The 4,950-nt window shown below is 48.1% G+C and carries 2 tRNA genes and 2 rRNA genes; all 4 read right to left on the bottom strand.

From position 1 onward, the window contains the following. Positions 1–143: 143 nt before the first annotated feature. A 23S ribosomal RNA gene (locus ACFS3A_RS26675) occupies positions 144–3,025 on the bottom strand. A 127-nt stretch (positions 3,026–3,152) separates the two neighbouring features. After that, a tRNA-Ala gene (locus ACFS3A_RS26670) sits at positions 3,153–3,226 on the bottom strand. A 92-nt stretch (positions 3,227–3,318) separates the two neighbouring features. After that, positions 3,319–3,392 (bottom strand) — tRNA-Ile (locus ACFS3A_RS26665). A gap of 127 nt (positions 3,393–3,519) precedes the next feature. Beyond that, positions 3,520–4,950: ribosomal RNA gene (locus tag ACFS3A_RS26660) — 16S ribosomal RNA — on the bottom strand; the annotation flags it as partial.

Below are 4,950 nucleotides of genomic sequence, written 5' to 3'. Positions count from 1 at the left end.
GGTTGTTGGATTTCTCCATCAATTATCAACTCTTGACCATCAACTGCTCTTGCGTCGAGCGAATATTTTAACATACTGAGATAAAGAAAAGTAAATCTATTTTAGAAAGTTTCTTCTCCCGCCCTTGAGCGGGAGAAAAGGGTGTACATAAGCTTACGGATTATTAGTACTACTCGACTATGACATTACTGCCTTTACATCTGTAGCCTATCAACGTGGTCATCTTCCACGATCCTTAAAAGAAATCTCATCTTGTGGTGGGTTTCGCGCTTATATGCTTTCAGCGCTTATCCCTTCCCAACGTAGCTACTCTGCGGTGCCCCTGGCGGGACAACAGATACACTAGAGGTTAGTCCAATTCGGTCCTCTCGTACTAGAATCAGATCCACTCAAATTTCTAACGCCCGCAGTAGATAGAGACCGAACTGTCTCACGACGTTCTGAACCCAGCTCGCGTGCCACTTTAATGGGCGAACAGCCCAACCCTTGGGACCTTCTCCAGCCCCAGGATGTGACGAGCCGACATCGAGGTGCCAAACCCCCCCGTCGATATGAGCTCTTGGGGGAGATCAGCCTGTTATCCCCGGCGTACCTTTTATCCTTTGAGCGATGGCCCTTCCATGCGGAACCACCGGATCACTATGCTCTACTTTCGTACCTGATCGACCTGTATGTCTCTCAGTCAAGCTCCCTTATGCCATTGCACTCTACGCACGGTTACCAAGCGTACTGAGGGAACCTTTAGAAGCCTCCGTTACTCTTTTGGAGGCGACCACCCCAGTCAAACTACCCACCAAGCAATGTCCCCCACAATATGGGGTTAGGCCTCAGATAAACAAAGGGTTGTATTTCAACAATGACTCCACAACGCCTGGCGACGCCACTTCACAGTCTCCAACCTATCCTACACATCATTTATCCAAGGTCAATACTAAGCTATAGTAAAGGTGCACAGGGTCTTTTCGTCCCACTGCGGGTAAACGGCATCTTCACCGTTACTACAATTTCACCGAGCTCATGGCTGAGACAGTGTCCAGATCGTTACACCATTCGTGCAGGTCGGAACTTACCCGACAAGGAATTTCGCTACCTTAGGACCGTTATAGTTACGGCCGCCGTTTACTGGGGCTTCAATTCAATGCTTCTCCGAAGATAACATCTCCTCTTAACCTTCCAGCACCGGGCAGGTGTCAGGCCCTATACTTCATCTTACGATTTTGCAGAGCCCTGTGTTTTTGATAAACAGTCGCCTGGACCTCTTCACTGCGGCCCCGATTGCTCGGGGCGACCTTTCTCCCGAAGTTACAGGTCTATTTTGCCTAATTCCTTAGCCATGAATCTCTCGAGCACCTTAGGATTCTCTCCTCAACTACCTGTGTCGGTTTACGGTACTGGTACTAATTACCTGAAGTTTAGAGGTTTTTCTTGGAAGCCCTTAGGCGCACTATCTCTTTGTCCGAAGACTCCGAGTACTATCGTATTTCACCAAAATCTACGGATTTGCCTATAGATCTTATAGCTAGGTACTTTAACGAACTATTCCGTCAGTTCGCGGCGCTTTCATCACTCCGTCACCCCATCACAGTAATTAGTAGTACGGGAATATTAACCCGTTGGCCATCGACTGTCCCTTTCGGGTTCGCCTTAGGACCAGACTAACCCACAGCTGATTAGCATAGCTGTGGAAACCTTAGTTTTTCGGTGTGCGGGTTTCTCGCCCGCATTATCGTTACTTATGCCTACATTTTCTTTTCCAGCCAGTCCAGCATACCTTACGATACACCTTCAACCCTGCTGGAATGCTCCCCTACCACTTGCAATTGCTTGCAAATCCATAGCTTCGGTAATATGTTTATGCCCGATTATTATCCATGCTCGTCCGCTCGACTAGTGAGCTGTTACGCACTCTTTAAATGAATGGCTGCTTCCAAGCCAACATCCTAGCTGTCTGGGCAGACAAACCTCGTTCTTTCAACTTAACATATATTTGGGGACCTTAGCTGATGGTCTGGGTTCTTTCCCTCTCGGACTTGGACCTTAGCACCCAAGCCCTCACTGCTGTGAAACATTATATAGCATTCGGAGTTTGTCAGGAATTGGTAGGCGGTGAAGCCCCCGCATCCAATCAGTAGCTCTACCTCTATATAACTATCGTCAGCGCTGCACCTAAATGCATTTCGGGGAGTACGAGCTATTTCCGAGTTTGATTGGCCTTTCACCCCTACCCACAGGTCATCCGAAGACTTTTCAACGTCAACCGGTTCGGTCCTCCACTGTGTGTTACCACAGCTTCAACCTGCCCATGGGTAGATCACACGGTTTCGCGTCTAACACTACTGACTAAAGCGCCCTATTCAGACTCGCTTTCGCTACGGATCCATGTCTTAAACACTTATCCTTGCCAGCAACGTTAACTCGTAGGCTCATTATGCAAAAGGCACGCCGTCACCCCACTTAAGGGCTCCGACCGCTTGTAGGCGTATGGTTTCAGGATCTATTTCACTCCGTTATTCACGGTTCTTTTCACCTTTCCCTCACGGTACTGGTTCACTATCGGTCTCTCAGGAGTATTTAGCCTTAGCGGATGGTCCCGCCAAATTCAGACAGGGTTTCACGTGCCCCGCCCTACTCAGGATACCACTATTCATTACATTTATTACCCATACGGGGCTATCACCCTCTTTGGCCCGACTTTCCAGTCAGTTCCGGTTCTGCATGCATAAAATCTCGTGGTCCTACAACCCCAAATATGCCGTAACATAATTGGTTTGGGCTAATCCGCGTTCGCTCGCCACTACTTACGGAATCACTTTTGTTTTCTTCTCCTCCGCCTACTTAGATGTTTCAGTTCAGCGGGTTTGCCCACCTATCGGTGTACTATGTCTTCAACATAGTGGGTTGCCCCATTCGGATATCTGCGGATCAATCGATGTGTGCTCGTCCCCGCAGCTTTTCGCAGCTTATCACGTCCTTCTTCGCCTCTGAGAGCCTAGGCATTCCCCATACGCCCTTATTTTGCTTATTGTACCAAATCATAATTTAATATGATCCGTTTTTTTTTGTTTTTTGTCATAAATAACAAAAAACGCTTTCTACTTTCTTATTATTTTCTTATCTCAATATGTCAATGAACTTTAAAGCTTTCGCTTTTGTGGAGAATAACGGAGTCGAACCGTTGACCTCCTGCGTGCAAGGCAGGCGCTCTAGCCAGCTGAGCTAATCCCCCATTTCTTTAGCGATGAGTTATTAGTTATGAGTTATGAATTATTGCTCATAAGGCCTCAACCTCTAAAATTTCCTTTTTTTTAAGTTAAATAGTAGTCCCGGGCAGACTCGAACTGCCGACCCCTACATTATCAGTGTAGTACTCTAACCAGCTGAGCTACGAGACTCTGTTTTACTTAATTTTTTATCATTTTTTAAATTAACAGCAAGAGTAATACAATCTCCGATTCAAAACCTATAGATTTCGCATCTTATTTCCTCAACGTGTGCAAGCACTAACATTCGAGGCTCTAGAAAGGAGGTGTTCCAGCCGCACCTTCCGGTACGGCTACCTTGTTACGACTTAGCCCTAGTTACCAGTTTTACCCTAGGCAGCTCCTTGCGGTCACCGACTTCAGGCACCCCCAGCTTCCATGGCTTGACGGGCGGTGTGTACAAGGCCCGGGAACGTATTCACCGGATCATGGCTGATATCCGATTACTAGCGATTCCAGCTTCACGGAGTCGAGTTGCAGACTCCGATCCGAACTGTGACCGGCTTTATAGATTCGCTCCTGGTCACCCAGTGGCTGCTCTCTGTACCGGCCATTGTAGCACGTGTGTAGCCCAAGGCGTAAGGGCCGTGATGATTTGACGTCATCCCCACCTTCCTCACAGTTTGCACTGGCAGTCTTGTTAGAGTTCCCGACATCACTCGCTGGCAACTAACAACAGGGGTTGCGCTCGTTATAGGACTTAACCTGACACCTCACGGCACGAGCTGACGACAACCATGCAGCACCTTGTAAACTGTCTTGCGAAAGATCTGTTTCCAAATCGGTCAGTCTGCATTTAAGCCTTGGTAAGGTTCCTCGCGTATCATCGAATTAAACCACATGCTCCACCGCTTGTGCGGGCCCCCGTCAATTCCTTTGAGTTTCAAACTTGCGTTCGTACTCCCCAGGTGGGATACTTATCACTTTCGCTTAGCCACTGAAGTTGCCCCCAACAGCTAGTATCCATCGTTTACGGCGTGGACTACCAGGGTATCTAATCCTGTTCGCTACCCACGCTTTCGTCCATCAGCGTCAATCCACTGGTAGTAACCTGCCTTCGCAATTGGTATTCCATGTAATCTCTAAGCATTTCACCGCTACACTACATATTCTAGTTACTTCCCAGTAATTCAAGTTCAGCAGTATCAATGGCCGTTCCACCGTTGAGCGATGGGCTTTCACCACTGACTTACTAAACCGCCTACGGACCCTTTAAACCCAATGATTCCGGATAACGCTTGGATCCTCCGTATTACCGCGGCTGCTGGCACGGAGTTAGCCGATCCTTATTCTTACGATACCGTCAAGCTCCTTCACGAAGGAGTGTTTCTTCTCGTACAAAAGCAGTTTACAATCCATAGGACCGTCATCCTGCACGCGGCATGGCTGGTTCAGACTTGCGTCCATTGACCAATATTCCTCACTGCTGCCTCCCGTAGGAGTCTGGTCCGTGTCTCAGTACCAGTGTGGGGGATCTCCCTCTCAGGACCCCTACCCATCGTTGCCTTGGTAAGCCGTTACCTTACCAACTAGCTAATGGGACGCATGCTCATCTTTTACCGTTGTGACTTTAATTATTAAGTGATGCCACTCAATAATACCATGGGGTATTAATCCAAATTTCTCTGGGCTATCCCCCTGTAAAAGGTAGATTGCATACGCGTTACGCACCCGTGCGCCGGTCTCTGCT

This window comes from Flavobacterium notoginsengisoli (assembly GCF_042686225.1).
Classification (GTDB): Bacteria; Bacteroidota; Bacteroidia; order Flavobacteriales; family Flavobacteriaceae; genus Flavobacterium; species Flavobacterium notoginsengisoli.
The sequence above is the reverse complement of the archived record's forward strand: the minus strand, read 5'-3'. Positions and strand labels throughout refer to the sequence as shown.